This window comes from Plantibacter auratus (genome assembly GCF_050587365.1).
In the GTDB taxonomy this organism is placed as follows: Bacteria; Actinomycetota; Actinomycetes; order Actinomycetales; family Microbacteriaceae; genus Plantibacter; species Plantibacter auratus.
On sequence record NZ_JBOBFV010000002.1, the window covers coordinates 803,399 to 816,589 of the forward strand.

Below are 13,191 nucleotides of genomic sequence, written 5' to 3' on the forward strand. Positions count from 1 at the left end.
CGAGCGGCGCCACGGTCGGCGGCCAGCCGACGACCGTCATCTGACAGGACAAAAGCCCGGAGGACCCTGATCGTCGCGCCCGCGAGGATCGGAAGGGTCTCACGTGTCTCTGCTCGCCGTCACCATCGTCCTCGCCGCCGCGGTCTGCCATGCGGCGTGGAACATCGTCGCCCACGGCGTCAGCCGGATCGGCATGCCCTTCCTCTGGTGGGGAGCGGTGGCGAGCACCGTGTTGTGGGCGGTCGTCGTCCCGTTCACGGGCGGGCTGGGTACGGACGACCTCGTCGGCTTCGCCATCGGCGTCGTGGTCTCCGCCGTGCTGCACTACGTCTACATGCTCGTGCTGCAACGCGGCTACGCCAGCGGGCGCCTCTCCACCGTCTACGCCACGGCACGCGGCACCGGCCCGACGATCAGCGTGATCATCGCCGTCCTCCTCCTCGGCGAGCGCCCGTCGCTGCTCGCGCTCCTCGGCGTCGCGGCGATCGTCGTCGGCGTCGTCGCGATCGGGTTCGTCGATCGCGGCAGCGACCCGTCACCGGTCGCCGTCGAGGTGCGCGCCACCCGACGACGTATCGACCCCGCGGTCGCCTTCGGGCTCCTCACCGGGGTCGCCATCGCCGCCTACACGATCTGGGACGCGCACGCCGTCCGCACGTGGGGTGCCTCCCCGGTGGCGTTCATGGTCGGCTGCACCGCGGTCGAGGTCGTGCTGTTCTCCGGTTCGCTCGGTCGCCGGGCACGCGAGCTGCCAGCGGTCCTGCGCGCTCACTGGCCGCGCATCCTCACCTTCGGAGTGCTCTCGCCGATGTCGTACATCCTCGTGCTCGTCGCCATCACCATGGCACCGGTGGCGCTCGTCGCGCCGATGCGCGAGGTGAGCGTCATCCTCGTCAGCCTGTTCGGCGCGCTCGTGCTCTGCGAGGGCCGACCCGTGCGCCGGATCGCCGCGGCGACCGTCGTCGTGATCGGCGTCGCCCTCCTCGCGGGCTGACCCTGCTACGAGGCATTCGTGAGTGCGCCCCTGTGACGTGAGCGCGGGCCTCCGGAGGGGCGCACTCACGCCGCAGGGGCACGGTCGGGTCAGCGCACCGCGCTGGCCGCAGGGATCACCAGTCGTGGACGGTGCCGTCGGCGAGACGGTTGTAGGGCAGGTAGGCGCGCTGGTACGGGTACTTGCCCGCCTCGTCGACGTCCAAGTCGACACCGAGGCCGGGCGCATCCCCGGGGTGGAGCATGCCGTTCTCCCAGGTGTAGGACTGCTGGAACACCGCATCGGTCTTGGCGCCGTGCTTCATGTACTCCTGGATGCCGAAGTTGTGGATCGACAAGCCCAGGTGCATCGCGGCGGCCATCCCCACCGGCGAGATATCGGTCGGCCCGTGCATGCCCGACTTGATCTGATACTGCGAGGCGTAGTCGAGCACCTTCTTCAGATGCGTGATCCCGCCGGTGTGCGTGACCGCGCTGCGGACGTAGTCGATGAGCTGCTCGCGGATGATCTGCTGGTAGTCCCACACCGTGTTGAAGATCTCCCCGATCGCCAGCGGCGTCGTCGTGTGCTGCCGCACGAGGCGCAACGCCTCCGGGTTCTCCGCCGGCGTGCAGTCCTCCAACCAGAACAGGTCGTAGGGTTCGAGGCTCTTGCCGAGCTTCGCGGCCTGGATCGGCGTCATCCGGTGGTGCCCGTCGTGCAGCAACGGCAGTTCCGGCCCGAACTCGTTCCGCACCGCCTCGAACACCGTCGGCAGGTGACGCAGGTACGACCGGGTGTCCCAGTCCTCCTCGTTCGGCAGGCCACCGCGCTGCGCCGGCTCGTGGTCGTACCGGACACCGGTGTTGCCCTCGAACGTGGCGTTGGAGGCGATCCCGTAGATCGACTTCAGCCCCGGCACCGCCGTCTGGATCCGGATGGCCTTGTAGCCCTGCGCCTGGTGCTCGCGCACGCTGTCGAACAGCTCCTCGTTCGTCTTCCCCGACGCGTGCCCGTAGGCGAGCAGCCCCGTCCGGGACGCCCCGCCCAGCAGCTGGTACACCGGCATGCCCGCAGCCTTGCCCTTGATGTCCCACAGCGCCATGTCGACCGCCGCGATCGCGGCCATCGTCACGGGACCACGCCGCCAATACGCCGAGCGGTAGAGGAACTGCCAGGTGTCCTCGATCCGCGACGCATCGCGCCCGAGCAGCAGCGGGACGATGTGCTCGGTCAGATACGCCACCACCGCGAGCTCGCGCCCGTTCAGCGTCGCGTCGCCGAGGCCGGTCAGGCCGTCGTCGGTCGTGAGCTTCAACGTCACGAAGTTCCGGTCGGGACTCGTGACGATGACCTCGGCCTTGTCGATGTTCATGGGTACTACTCCTTCGTGCGTTGCGGCCGATGTGGCCGGGGTGGTTCCGACGGACTGCGGGTCGGCTGCAGCGGCGGGTGTCAGGGGTTCCGTGGGCGTCCGGTCAGCTCGTCGACCAGGTGCTCCAGCTCGGTGACGAGCGTGGAACCGTCATCCGGCTCCGAGTCGAGGAGGCGGGGATCGATCAGGCGCACGAGCGCCGCGGTCCGCTCCCGGCCGTGGAACCGGAGTGCCTCGGCGACCGCGGCACCGCTCGCATCGCCCGGGCGGTCGTCGCTCTGTACAGCCGCCACCCACGCGGCGATCACGCGCAGGGACCCGGTTCCCGGCCGACCGGCGGCCCGTTCCGCGAGGAGGGTCGACACGATCCGCACCCGCAGCTTGGTGACCCCTTCGAGGGCGATCTGCTGCAACCGATGCTCGATGCGCGCGTTGTCGAAGCGCTCCAGGAGTGCGGTGCGATACGCCGTCAGCCCGAGGTCGGCCGGCAGGTGACGCTCCGTCTCGTCCCAGTACTCCTCGACCCAGGCCCGGCACTGCTCGTCACCGACCGCCTCGGCGACCGTCACATGACCGCGCAGCGGGCCCGCGTAGGCGAGGAGGCTGTGGGCGCCGTTGAGCAGCCGCAGTTTGCGTTGCTCGTAGGGCTCGAGGTCGTCGACGAACCGGGCACCCGCGGACTCCCACGCCGGTCGCCCGGCGGGGAAGTCGCCGCTCAGCACCCAGTCGGTGAAGGGCTCGGTGACGACGGGGCTGGCATCAGCGAATCCGGTGAGCGTCGCGGCCGTCGCTTCGTCGGCAGGCGTGGGACGCGGCGTGATGCGGTCGACCGAGGACGAGACGAACGAGACCTCGTCGGCGATCCACCGAGCGGTCTCCGGGCGGACCCGGTCGGCGAGGGCGAGCATCGCGCGACGGACGAGCGCGCCGCCGTCGGCGATGTTGTCGCACGGCACGATCGCGATCGGACCGGCCCCGGCGCGACGACGGGCCTCGAGGCCGAGGAGCAGTCTGCCGAGCGTCGTCGTCGGTCGGGCATCGCGGAGTTCCGCCCCGCCGTCCAAGGCGTCCGACAGCAGCGTGACGTCCCGCTCGACCGCCGGATCCGACGCGTCCGGCTTGCCCTCGGCATCGAGCCGGTACCCGGACTCGGTGACGGTGAGGGTGACGATGGCGGTGGTCTCAGTGGCGAGGAGGTCATGGAGCCGTGCGACGTCGGCGCCGTCCCGCGCCTCGACGATCGAACCGACGATCGTGGCCGAGTCGCCGTCCGCCGAGCGCTCGACGACCGTGTAGAGGCAGTCCTGGGCGTCCAGGTCGACTGCGGCCTGCGGGCTCCGGCCGGTGAAGGCGGCGATGCCCCACTCGTGATCGGGGTCGACGAGCTGGGTGTACCAGGCCTGGTGGGCACGGTGGAAGGCGCCGAGTCCGAGGTGGACGATCCGGACCGGTGCCGATGGGAACTCGGGCAGCCGCGCGCGGGACAGACGCTGGACCGCCTGCTCCCCCGGCGCTCCGGCAGCGCTGTCCACGTTCGTCACGGTGCTCACAGCTTGAACACCCGTCGCGGCTGCTCGACGACGAGGTCGAGGATGATGCGTTCGGCCGTCGCCTCGTCGATGCGCCCCTCCCGCACGAGTCGCGCGAGGAAGGAGGCGTCGAGGCGCCGGGACATGTCGTGTCGGGCGGGGATCGAGAGGAACGCCCGCGTGTCGTCGATGAACCCCGATCCGCGTGAGAACCCTGCCGTCTCCGTCACGGCGGACCGGAAGCGCAGGACGGCGTCGGGCGCGTCGAGGAACCACCACGGCGCGCCGATGAAGACACTCGGGTAGAACCCGGCGAGCGGCGCGATCTCCCGCGAGTAGCTCGTCTCGTCGACGCTGAAGAGGACGAGGTGGAACCCCGGAGCCGTACCGAAGCGCTCCAGCAGCGGACGCAGGGGGCGGACGTAGTCGGTGCGGACCGGGAGGTCGTGCCCGGTGTCCGGTCCGAAGCGGGCGAGCGTCGGCGCGTGGTGGTTGCGGTGCACGCCGGGGTGCACCGTCATGACGAGGCCGTCCTCGACGCTCATCCGGGCGCTCTCGAACAGCATGTGCGCGGCGAACCGCTCGAGATCGGCCTCATCGGCCGTCCCCGACAGCGCGCGGGCGAACAGTGCTGCGGCGTCCGCCTCGTCGAGTTCGAGCGTGAGTGGTTGCGGGACACCGTGGTCGGCCGACACCGCGCCGTGCTCGATGAAGTGGCGACGGCGCCCGGCGAGCGCTTCGAGATAGCCACGGTAGCTGCCCTCCGGCGTCCCGTTCCAGGCGGCGAGCGAAGCGACTCGCTCCACCCACCCGGCCTTCGACGGATCGAGGTACGCGTCAGGCCGGAAGGTCGGCAGGACGCGCCCACTGAAGGTGGGGTCCGCCGCGAGGGCGGCATGCGCGGCGAGGTCGTCCATCGGGTCGTCGGTGGTCGCGAGCACCTCGATGCGGAAGCGGTCGAACAGCGCACGCGGACGGAACGCCGGCGCTTGGAGCGCCTCGTGGATCGTGTCGAAGAGCCGGTCGGCGTTCGCTCCGTCCGGCTGCTCCGTGACACCGAACTGCTCACCGAGGATCGAGCTCAGCCAGTACCCGGAGGCGGTGCCGGCGTACAGGTGCCAGTGTTCGCAGAACCGTCGCCAGGCGTCCCTCGGCGCGGCGACGGCACCACCCTCCGCGAGGTCGGGCACACCGACGTCCGCGAGGGAGAACCCGGCGGCGTGCAGCAGGCGGGTGACGTAGTGGTCGTGCCGGAGGAACAGCTCGGTGGCGTTCGCGAACGGGGTGTCCTCGAGGAGGATCGCCGGATCCACGTGCCCGTGCGGCGAGATGATCGGCAGGGCCTCGACCGAGCGGTAGAGCGCCCTGGCGACATCGCGCGTCCCGGGGTCGGCGGGGAGGAGGCGGTCTGGATCGTTCTGCAGCGTCGTCGGCACGCCTCCATTGAAACGGTGAGGCCTCCGTCTGTCAACCGATTGCCACACCCTGCTGGCAATCGCTTGCCGGAACGCCGACCGTCTGCGAGACTGATCCCGCTTCCGACCGGAACCGTCGTGGTCCAGGACCACTGGAACGCGTCAGCGACGCGAGGAGCAGACCCGGCTATCACAGGAGATTGCAGTGGCAAGCAGCGTTCGTATCGACATCGCGACCGCCCAGCGGCACCCGCTCACGGGGTACGGCGTGATCGTCCCCTCCGAACGCATCCCCGGTGCGTTCGCGTCCGGAGCCGACTACGCGGAACCGACCATCGTCGGCAACCTCGTCGTCGCCGACGGAGCCGGGTGGACGCGCCACCCCGACTACGACGTGAGCGTCCGACGCGGCTCGTTCGCGATCCTGTTCCCCGGCGACCTGTCGCTCGCCGACCCCGGCTTCCCGACGGAACGCGTCACCGCGTACCTCGACGCCGTCATGCCGATCATCGGTTCGGTCTCGGAGCCCGGCGCGAAGATCGTGTTCGGGAGTGGGACGGCGCGCACCATCCCCACCGGGGTGGACGTCGCGGCCGCCCGCGCGAGGTTCGCAGAGGTCGTCGTCGAGACGCGCGACGCGGCGGAGCGGAACGGACTGCAGATCGTCCTCGAGCCGCTGAACCGTGACGAGACGAACCTGCTCAACTCGCTCGAGGAGACGGTCGCCTTCCTCGACGAGTTCGGGATCGACCGTGTGCCCGTCGTCGCCGACCTCTTCCACATCATGCTGGAGGAGGAGCCGTTCGCCGTCGTCCAGGCCCTCGGCGCCCGCATCGGACACGCCCACATCGCCGATGCCGGACGACGGCCGCCCGGCCAGGGCGACTGGCCACTCACCGAATTCATCACGGCCCTCCGAGACGGCGGCTACGACGGCCCCATCACCGTCGAGTGCCTCTTCGAGGACTTCGAACCGGAGCTCGAGGCCGCCCTCGCGCACCTCCGTCGGCTCGCCTGAGCCGGCACGGACACCGACGCACCCCACGCACAGAACTGGAGCGAACCCCCGCATGTCCCGACCGCACCGCATCGCCATCGCCGGCGCCGGCATCATCTCGAAGCAGCACGGCATCGTCATCGACCAGTTGCGCGACGAGCTGGAACTCCTCGCCGTCGCCGACCCGGAGCTCGCGAAGGCGGAGGCCCTCGTCGCCGAGCGCGGCGGACGGGCGTTCACGACCCTCACGGAGGCGCTGGCGCAGACCGACCCCGACATCGTCGTCGTCTGCACGCCCACCGGTCTGCACGCCGACCTCGCCATCGAGGCGCTCGAGGCCGGCAAGCACGTCATCATCGAGAAGCCGGCCGACGTCACCGTCTCGCGGACGGACGACATCATCGCCGCCCAGGAGCGCGCCGGTACCGTCGTGACCGTCATCTCCCAGCACCGCTTCGACCCGTCGACGGAGATCGTCCTCGCCGCTGCCGAACGCGGAGACCTCGGGCGCATCACCTCGGGCATCGCATCGGTCGACTGGTGGCGCGGGCAGAGCTACTACGACTCCGGCGACTGGCGCGGCACGTGGGCGCTCGACGGCGGCGGCGCGCTCATGAACCAGGGCGTGCACACGGTCGACCTGCTGGTCGCCCTCCTCGGACGCCCCGTCGAGGTCTTCGGCTACACCGCGCTCCTCGCCCACGAGCGCATCGAGACCGAGGACGTCGCGGTCGGTGTCGTCCGCTTCGCATCCGGCGCGCTGGGCGTCATCCACGGCTCGACGGCCGTCTACCCGGGCCTCGTCGCGCGGCTGCAGGTCCACGGTGACCGCGGCTCCGCGGTCATCGAGAACGACCAGCTGACGTACTTCCACTCCACCCCCGCGGGGATGGAGCGCGCCGAGGCCTTCTTCGGCTCGCAGGGCAAGGACACGAACCAGGCGGCGCAGTTCGGCGACGAGACGCAGGCGGGCTCGAGCGTCGCCGGACAGATGTCGGACGCGCACCTGCGCCAGTACCGGAACGTCCTCGCCGCGATCCGCGGGGAGGAGCCGCTCCGCGTGACGCTGGCCGAGAACCGCCAGGCGATCTCGATCATCACCGGTCTCTACGAATCCGCACGCACGGGCCAGCCGGTCCGCCTCGACGCCGTTGCGGCGGTGTCACGGTGAGCGCCCAGCGGACGAACCGGGTGGCGGCGAACCCCATCCCGTACTGGAGTGCGCGCGGCAAGACCCGCGAGGTGTTCGAGGAGGCCTTCGCCGACTTCCAGCGCATCGGGTTCACCGCGGTGAAGGCCGACATCCCCGAGGGCATGACCGCGGACGAGTACCGCACGTGGATCGGCGGCTACGGCCTCGCACCGTCGCTCAGCCTGTTCAGCAGCGCGTTCGACGAGACGGTCGACCCGGCCGAGGTCCTCGAGGCGGCGAAGGCGTTCGGGGCGGCCCAGGCCTCCCTCGGACTCGACCGTACGATGATCTCCTCGATGGCGATCCCGGCGCGCATGGCGACGCCGGCGATCGGCGCCGACTTCTCCCAGGAGCGCCTCGACCTGGCCATCGAAAACGTCGGCCGCACCTGCGAGGTCCTGCTCGCCGAGGGGATCCGTCCCCTGCACCATTCGCACGTCGGTGGTGTCTTCGAGACCGAGCACGAGATCCGCAGTCTGCTCGACACCCTCGGGCCGGACCTCATCGGGTTCGGGCCCGACACCGGGCACCTCCGCTGGGCGGGAGCGGACCCGGTCGCGATGATCACCGACTACCGCGACCGCGTCGGCGGCATCCACATCAAAGATGTGTACGCCGATCACCTCGACGGCGCAGCGGACGGCGCGCTGAGCTACCACGAGACGTCGCAGACGAAGCGGCTGTGGGCGGAACCCGGGCTCGGTGTGCTCGACTTCGACGCGATCGTCGCGGCGATGCCCGCGGACTACGACGGGGATTTCATGATCGAGGTCGACTTCCCGAGCGTCGAGAGCGTCTACGAGTCGCACCGCCTGTCGTACGAATGGGCCAGCCACGCACTCGATGTCGCAACCCGCTGACCAGGCCGGCCTGAACCCGCACGCCGAGGCCGCGGCAGTACGATGGCTCAGGTCGCCGAGGGCGGCGATCGAGAGGAGCGGGCCCCATGAGCACCTCTGACGCATCCGCGGAGACGGTCGCTCCCGAGCCCGGAACGCCCGAACCCACGGCAGGGGCCGCGAGGACGAAACGTGCCGCGACGATCTACGACATCGCACAGCTCGCCGGCGTCAACCCGTCGACCGTTTCGCGGGCGCTGAGCCGCCCTGGCCGCATCAACGAGAAGACGGCGCAGAAGATCCACGACGCCGCCAAGCAGCTCAACTACGTCGCGAACCCCGCCGCCCGAGCGCTCCCCACCGGGCGCACCGGCACGCTCGGCCTCATCGTCGCCGACATCACGAACCCGATGTTCTTCGACGTCGTCCGCGGCGCGGAGCGTGAGGCCGCCGAGCGCAACTACACGCTCGTGCTCGCGGAGTTCAAGGAGTCGGCGGAGATGGAGCTGCTGACCGCCAGGCGGCTCATGCCGTCGGTCGACGGTCTCATCCTCGCGACCTCGAGGCTCCTGCCCGACGACGTGCGCGCGCTGGGCCAGGAGAAGCCCGTCGTCGTGATCAACCGTCAGGTCGACGACGTCGACAGCATCGTCGCCGACATCGACCCGGGCCTCACCGCGGCGATCGACCACCTCGCCGAGCTCGGGCACCGGAGGCTCGCGTTCGTCTCCGGCCCCGGTCGGTCCTGGATGTCGCGGCATCGGTGGAGCCGGACACGGGAGCTGTGCGCCGAACGCGGCATCGAGACGGTGCGGGTTCCGTCGACACAGCCCGACATGGCCGCAGGCAGGGCGGCATCCACCGCCGTGCTCGAGACGGGTGCCACCGCGGTCCTCGCGTACAACGACCTCCTGGCCATCGGCATCATGCTGGAGCTGCGCTCACGTGGTGTCGAGATGCCCACCCAGCTGAGCCTCATCGGCTTCGACGACATCTTCGGTTCGGACTTCACGACACCGGCACTCACCTCGATCCGCAGCCCGCACATCGCCTCCGGCTCCTACGCCGTGCAGACCCTCTTCGCGCACCTCGGGGGCACCGCCGTCCCGACCATCACCGACCTCGCGACCACGCTCATCATGCGCGAGTCGACCGCTCCGCCGCCGGCTACGGACTGAGTCGGGGCGTCACCCAACCCTTCGACAGGCTCAGGGACCGGGACGGTCCATCGCCCGGGGACCGACCGCGGGGTACGCTCGATCCGATGATCGAGCTGAGCCCGCACCGGACGGCGTGGGCGACGGCGTTCCGACACGAGGCGGCGCGACTCTCGGACGTCCTCGACGGACGTGTCGACGCGATCGAGCACATCGGGAGCACCGCCGTCCCTGGTCTCGTCGCCAAGCCGATCATCGACCTCGCCGCGAGAGCGATGGCAGGCGTCGACCCGTTCGCCCTCGGACCGCTCCTGGCCGGGCTCGGGTACGAGCCGAACGCCGCGGGACCGAAGACGCATGCCGTGTACGTCCGCTCAGAGCGAGCCCGTCGCAAGCACATCCTCCACATGTTCGGCCCAGACGCGTGGGAGCACTGCAACCAGCGGCTGTTCCGAGACAAGCTACTGCACGACGCATCCGCTCGGCGCCGGTATCAGGAGCTCAAGCTGGAGCTCGCCAGGACCGACGACGGCCGCGCCTACACGGCGGCGAAACTCCCGCTCATCGAAGCGCTGCTGAACGAGGAACGCACCGCGCGGGGCCTGCCGCCGACCGAGGCCTGGGACAAGTAGGGCCGCCCCTCGCGTGGTCCTCAGGCGACGAGCTCGATCTCGACGCGCGCGCCGAGCGGCAGCCCGACGACCGCGACCGTGGTGCGCGCAGGGTAGGGCGCCGAGAAGACCGTCTCGTAGACGCGGTTCATCGCGGCGAAATCGGCCATGTCGACGAGGTACACGTTCACCTTCACGACATCGCCGAAGCCTCGACCGGCGGCCGTCAGCACCGACTCGAGGTTGGCGAACACCCGCTCGGTCTGTGCCGCGACGTCGCCCTCGACGAGGGTTCCGGTCGAGGGGTCGATGGGCGTCTGCCCCGAAAGGTGGAGTGCCCCGCTCGGGCCGGACGCCGCATGCGAGTACGGCCCGACGGGTTCGGGCGCGTGCGGGTCGGTCACGGTGGATCGGGTCATGGCCTCAGCCTAGGGAACGCGGGCGGGTTCCGATGGTGTTCGACGAGGCCAGCGTCGCACTCGGGTACTCGCCGAAGCGTCGCGAGTACCCGGCGGCGAACCGCCCCAGATGACCGAACCCCCACCGACGGGCGACGTCACCGACCGTCGTCCGTCCGGGGTCGGCGTCCCGCAGGTCGTCGCGGACGCGGTCGAGCCGGACCGCGCGGAGGTAGTCGGCCGGTGTCACGTCGAACTCCCGGCGGAACGCCGACTGCAGACTGCGGAGGCTCATGCCGGCCGCCGCTGCGACGTCCTCGGTGCGGATCGGCAGATGAGCGTTCGCGACGAGGTACTCCACCGCGGTTCGCGTCCGAGCGCTGGCGGCGACGGCCACCTCGGTCGGCGGCCGGAGCGCGAGGTGCGGGAACGTCTCGAGCAACGACACCGCGGCCGCTCGCCTGGCCTCCGCGCGCAGGAGCGCCGGGCTGTCGTCGTCGTAGACCACCCCAGCGACGGCCGCGACGGAGGCGTTCCATCGGTGGAGTCCCGCGCCCGACGGGCGGAACGTCGTGTCGAACCGGATCGGACCCACCGACCCCTCGGTCTCCCCCGCGACACCCTCGAGATAGGCGCCGCCGAAGTGCATCATGTTGAGCCGGTAGTCGATGAGGTCGAACTGCGCGGGGCGGTCGTTGGCGAACATCGCCGGCTGCCCGTGCAGGAACTTCATCGGCGAGCCGAGCAGGTCTGAGACGCCTTCGCCACGCGTCATCCAGGAGACCACGTACTCGCCCTGGGTGAACGACGCACCCGTGATCCGTCCCTCGACCTGCGAGGCACGGAGGGAGAGGTCGTCGTCGCCGGTGGAGGTGAAGCGGTATCCGAACTCGGCGGCGGTCGGCTCGACCGTCATCCCGCCGATCCGGTAGGCCTCGCGGTAGAGCTCGCGAGCGTCGTCGACGTCGCTCCCCGCGGCCTCGAACCGCTCCGCGGACCCTGGTTTCGCGCTCATCCTGCTCAGAATCCCACGACTATGCCAAAGCTCCACTTCCGGGCGGTCGGCGTTCGTTTATCGGATAACGCCGGATCGCAGCCGAGCGCCAGGCGTCACCCGATGTACGAGGTGTCGGAGCGGGCCTCTCCCGCCACGACGGCAGTCAGGTCGACCTCGCGGCCGTCGAGGCGGAACGTGAACCGCCCCGTCTGTTCGACCGTCGGCGTCTCCGTGAGGTACTGGCGGAGTTCGGCGCGTTCGCTCTCGTGCAGCCAGACCACCGGGTCGGAGGTCGACTTGAACTCGAGGATGGCGGCGACGTCTTGGAGCATGCGACGTTCGACGGGGTCGAGGAGGTTCCGAGCGCTGCGGAAGTAGACGGCGTCGGGGTCGGCCTCGTAGACGTCCTTCAGCCAGACGCGGTTGATGGAGTCGACGATGGAGTTCCACGCCCCGACGCCCGACGGGTCGCCGACGCGTTCGGCGTTGTCCCAGAACGGACCGACATCCGGCCCCACGCGCGCGCCGTCGAACACCCCGATGGACGGGATCATCGGGACGCCGCAGCCGAGCAGGTACACGTCGTCGCCGACGGTCTCCCTGATGAACGAGATCGCGTCCCGGTAGGCGGTCTCACGGTGGACGTCCTGGTGCCGCCGACCGGTGACGGCGCCCGCGTACATGAAGTCGAGCTTGAGGTAGCTGAAGCCCCACCCGGTGACGCGCTCGAAGACCTCGCGGAGGTGGTCCTGCACCTCCCGCTGGGTGGTGTCGAGCGAGTAGTAGTGGGAGTTCCAGTTGTAGCCGGTCGCAAGCGCTCGGCCGGCGTCGTCCTGCACGAGGAGGTCGGGGCGCTCCCGCGCGATCGTGGAGTCGGGAAGCGCGATCATCGGGGCGAGCCAGAGCCCCGGGCGGAACCCGGCTTCGGCGATGCGACCGGCGGTCGCCTGCATGCCCGACGGGAAGTCCGGTCCGGCCGTCCAGTCGCCCACGATCGGCTCCCAGCCGTCGTCGAGCTGGAACACGTCGAAGGGGTACCCGGTGAGATCGGCGACGGTGCGGGCGACCAGCTCCTCGTCGATGCCCTCGTAGTAGGAGTACCAACTGCTCCAGACGCGACCGGCGCGCTGCGAGCGCCGCCCGAGCCGTTCGGACAGGATGGCCGCGTAGTCGGCGAAGGCCTGCTGCTCCGGTCCGAACGTGACGAACCACTCGGCTTCCTCGGTCTCGCTCCGCGCCCAGATCGTGTTGCGGTCGGCACCGACCCGGGGGTTGCCGAGCCCGAGGGTCCCGATGAGCAGGACGGTGCCGTCCGGTCCGGCGATGGCTCCGACGCCACTGCCGGAGTGGAGGTGCGGGGTCTCGTTGACCGCGTCGTCGGCGGTGAGCAGCCGGTCGGGGCTGTTCTTGATGCCGATGGTCTCGCCGTCGGTGGTGGTCCACCCGCTCGGGCTCCACGAGTTCCAGCCGTGCCGGTAGAAGCCGGTGTCGCCGAAGGGGTGGAGGAGCGCGACCGGACCTGCGGGCACGACGAACCCGGTGCTCGTGGCGGTCGGCTCGCCGGCGAGGTTCGCGGGGATGCGGAGGTCACCGAAGGTGAAGGTGTGCAGCATGGCCGGGTTTCTCTCTGGGTGGGCGCGCGCTCGGCGTCGACGTGGGATTCCCGACTGCCGCCGCGGGGCTGCCGCGGGTAGAGTCGGGGAGGCGG

At 70.4% G+C, this 13,191-nt stretch carries 12 protein-coding genes; 6 read left to right on the forward strand and 6 right to left on the reverse strand.

Annotated elements, in window-relative coordinates; translation table 11 throughout:
* The first annotated feature begins 103 nt into the window (after positions 1 to 103).
* Positions 104 to 994, forward strand: coding sequence for an EamA family transporter (locus ACQ3HE_RS10995; RefSeq protein WP_430892775.1), 891 nt, complete (start codon positions 104 to 106; stop codon positions 992 to 994).
* Between the two features lie 115 nt (positions 995 to 1,109).
* Here ACQ3HE_RS10995 and manD read toward each other — a convergent pair whose 3' ends face one another.
* From manD to uxaC, 3 genes are all read right to left on the reverse strand, one after another.
* Positions 1,110 to 2,348, reverse strand: coding sequence for a D-mannonate dehydratase ManD (gene manD, locus ACQ3HE_RS11000; RefSeq protein WP_430892777.1), 1,239 nt, complete (start codon positions 2,346 to 2,348; stop codon positions 1,110 to 1,112).
* 80 nt (positions 2,349 to 2,428) lie between these two features.
* Entirely contained in the window at positions 2,429 to 3,889 is a 1,461-nt protein-coding gene (locus tag ACQ3HE_RS11005) for a mannitol dehydrogenase family protein (RefSeq protein ID WP_430892779.1), read from the reverse strand.
* Positions 3,890 to 3,894: 5 nt separating this feature from the next.
* On the reverse strand, positions 3,895 to 5,313 hold the full coding sequence (gene uxaC, locus ACQ3HE_RS11010) for a glucuronate isomerase (RefSeq protein WP_430892781.1): 1,419 nt from the start codon (positions 5,311 to 5,313) through the stop codon (positions 3,895 to 3,897).
* Positions 5,314 to 5,497: 184 nt separating this feature from the next.
* Here uxaC and ACQ3HE_RS11015 point away from each other — a divergent pair, with 184 nt between their 5' ends.
* From ACQ3HE_RS11015 to ACQ3HE_RS11035, 5 genes are all read left to right on the forward strand, one after another.
* Complete coding sequence (locus tag ACQ3HE_RS11015; RefSeq protein ID WP_430892783.1) at positions 5,498 to 6,310, forward strand: sugar phosphate isomerase/epimerase family protein; 813 nt, start codon at positions 5,498 to 5,500, stop codon at positions 6,308 to 6,310.
* 52 nt (positions 6,311 to 6,362) lie between these two features.
* The gene (locus ACQ3HE_RS11020; protein ID WP_430892785.1) at positions 6,363 to 7,460 is read left to right on the forward strand and encodes a Gfo/Idh/MocA family protein; all 1,098 of its coding nucleotides are present in this window, start codon (positions 6,363 to 6,365) and stop codon (positions 7,458 to 7,460) included.
* Positions 7,457 to 8,341 (forward strand): sugar phosphate isomerase/epimerase family protein, encoded by an 885-nt coding sequence (locus ACQ3HE_RS11025; protein ID WP_430892787.1) that lies wholly within the window; start codon positions 7,457 to 7,459, stop codon positions 8,339 to 8,341. Before ACQ3HE_RS11020 ends, ACQ3HE_RS11025 begins: the two co-directional genes overlap by 4 nt.
* Positions 8,342 to 8,427: 86 nt before the next feature.
* A complete protein-coding gene (locus ACQ3HE_RS11030; RefSeq protein WP_430892789.1) occupies positions 8,428 to 9,498 on the forward strand; it encodes a LacI family DNA-binding transcriptional regulator in 1,071 nt (356 codons plus the stop codon).
* Between the two features lie 86 nt (positions 9,499 to 9,584).
* Positions 9,585 to 10,109, forward strand: a complete 525-nt coding sequence (locus tag ACQ3HE_RS11035) for a GrpB family protein (protein ID WP_430892791.1) — start codon at positions 9,585 to 9,587, stop codon at positions 10,107 to 10,109.
* A 20-nt stretch (positions 10,110 to 10,129) separates the two neighbouring features.
* Here the strand turns inward: ACQ3HE_RS11035 and ACQ3HE_RS11040 are convergent, their stop codons facing one another.
* The 3 genes from ACQ3HE_RS11040 to ACQ3HE_RS11050 all read right to left on the reverse strand — a co-directional run bounded on the left by ACQ3HE_RS11040 (position 10,130) and on the right by ACQ3HE_RS11050 (position 13,096).
* A complete protein-coding gene (locus ACQ3HE_RS11040) occupies positions 10,130 to 10,507 on the reverse strand; it encodes a RidA family protein (protein WP_079704440.1) in 378 nt (125 codons plus the stop codon).
* Positions 10,508 to 10,511: 4 nt separating this feature from the next.
* Positions 10,512 to 11,501: a helix-turn-helix transcriptional regulator gene (locus tag ACQ3HE_RS11045; protein WP_124767930.1), complete on the reverse strand. Its 990-nt coding sequence runs from the start codon at positions 11,499 to 11,501 to the stop codon at positions 10,512 to 10,514.
* A 95-nt stretch (positions 11,502 to 11,596) separates the two neighbouring features.
* Positions 11,597 to 13,096 carry a glycoside hydrolase family 36 protein gene (locus ACQ3HE_RS11050; RefSeq protein ID WP_430892792.1) on the reverse strand — a complete coding sequence of 500 codons (1,500 nt, stop codon included), beginning with the start codon at positions 13,094 to 13,096 and terminating at the stop codon, positions 11,597 to 11,599.
* Positions 13,097 to 13,191: the final 95 nt, after the last annotated feature.

Excerpts from the sequence above, each read along its gene's own strand:
- ACQ3HE_RS11040 (WP_079704440.1), bottom strand. The coding sequence starts at position 10,507 with ATGACCCGATCCACCGTGACCGACCCGCACGCGCCCGAACCCGTCGGG.
- manD (WP_430892777.1), bottom strand. The coding sequence starts at position 2,348 with ATGAACATCGACAAGGCCGAGGTCATCGTCACGAGTCCCGACCGGAAC.
- ACQ3HE_RS11020 (WP_430892785.1), top strand. The coding sequence starts at position 6,363 with ATGTCCCGACCGCACCGCATCGCCATCGCCGGCGCCGGCATCATCTCG.
- ACQ3HE_RS11045 (WP_124767930.1), bottom strand. The coding sequence starts at position 11,501 with ATGAGCGCGAAACCAGGGTCCGCGGAGCGGTTCGAGGCCGCGGGGAGC.
- ACQ3HE_RS11050 (WP_430892792.1), bottom strand. The coding sequence starts at position 13,096 with ATGCTGCACACCTTCACCTTCGGTGACCTCCGCATCCCCGCGAACCTC.
- ACQ3HE_RS11035 (WP_430892791.1), top strand. The coding sequence starts at position 9,585 with ATGATCGAGCTGAGCCCGCACCGGACGGCGTGGGCGACGGCGTTCCGA.
- ACQ3HE_RS11030 (WP_430892789.1), top strand. The coding sequence starts at position 8,428 with ATGAGCACCTCTGACGCATCCGCGGAGACGGTCGCTCCCGAGCCCGGA.